1 protein-coding gene is annotated in these 1,352 nt (G+C 71.4%); it reads left to right on the top strand.

Translation table 11 applies throughout. The features are described 5' to 3' along the window. Positions 1–2 precede the first annotated feature (2 nt). Positions 3–1,103 carry a hypothetical protein gene (locus tag HUW62_RS47260; RefSeq protein WP_255204050.1) on the top strand — a complete coding sequence of 367 codons (1,101 nt, stop codon included), beginning with the start codon at positions 3–5 and terminating at the stop codon, positions 1,101–1,103. Positions 1,104–1,352 lie beyond the last annotated feature (249 nt).

Below are 1,352 nucleotides of genomic sequence, written 5' to 3'. Positions count from 1 at the left end.
ACCTGGGCGCGCCGGTGCGACTGCGGATGTGGGGCGCAGAGGAGGGCGCCAGTCTGGTGCGGAAGGAGGACTGGGACGAGCTGTCCGACTGGGGCCAGGTGGTGCAGGCGCTGACGATAGGAGGCGACGCGCCGAACTTCGTCTGGCTGGGGGCCCTGGAGTCCTACACGCTGCTGTCTGGGCATCTGGTGCGCCGCTACAACAACCGGGGCAACCCCGACTACCACCCAGCCGGGGCTCTGGTGACGGGCATGCTGAGGCCCTTCTACGTGGAGGCCTTCGCCTCGGACGTGCTGGGCGCGCGGCTGATGGGGGCAGAAGTCGCATTGGACATCCAGCACATCCTCTTCGGCCGCCAGCCGTACCCCATGAAGTACATGCTGTCGCTGTCCGCGGCGCATGACTGGGGCAAGGCCAGAGGGACGTCGGAGCCGATGACGCTGGGCCACCTGGATGGGACAGCCGTCCTCGTGAGCCGCCGCAACAAGGAGGGAGGCTTCGAGTTGCAGGCGAACGCGGGCTGGGGCGGGCGTCCCGGCGAGGGCGGCGCGTGGGGCGCGGTGGCAGGGCTGGGCGCGGAGTACATGTCCTCGACGGTGGACATGCGCGCGCGCCTGGAGGGGCGTCTCCAGCGCGGAGGTTTCCGCCAGGGCGCCTTCGGCCCGGACTACGAACTGGCGCGCTTCCAGGTGGCAGGCCCGGACGCTGTTCCGCAGGCGGACGCACCGTTTCCGGACGGGTACTCGGCCCACGGCGAGGTGATTCTCAACTGGGATGGTGAGGGCCTGGGACGACTGGGGCAGCGCCACTTTCGCCTGACGATGGGGGCCGAGGTTTTCAACTGGGGCCGGGTGGACGTGGACGGCCGGATGGAGGTGCAGGCTTTCCACCGGAACCTCACGGTGGGCGTGGGTGGGCTGGCGTCGGGCGCGGGTCAGCCGGGAGCGCGCTACCTCGCGTCGGGCGAGGCGCGGTGGCGTTTCCTGGGCGGGAAGCTGTACGCGGTGGGGCAGGGGGGCACGCTGCTGTTCCCGACGGCGGAAGGGACGCTGCGGCCAGGCGCCTTCGCTTCGGTGGGGCTGGGGGTGGACAATGCGCGCTGAACGGCCTTGGCGCGGCGGGCCTGGCCTGGCGCTGGTGCTGGCCCTTCTGGCCTCCGGGTGCGCCTCGTTGCCGGCGAGGCCGGGCCAGGCGGGCCGAGAGGCCACCCTTGCCTTCACTCCCTTCTCAGTGCCCACCCATGCGGCGAGGAGTGCGGCGGCAGGTGTGTATCGGGGGGAGGAGTCAGGCTCCGCGGATGGGCCGCCCGAGATAGGGCCGATGGGTCTGCGACGCGGGCTCCAGGGGGTGGT

This window comes from Myxococcus sp. AM011 (assembly GCF_013372595.1).
Classification (GTDB): Bacteria; Myxococcota; Myxococcia; order Myxococcales; family Myxococcaceae; genus Myxococcus; species Myxococcus eversor.
This window is presented reverse-complemented; position numbering and strand designations above follow the sequence as displayed.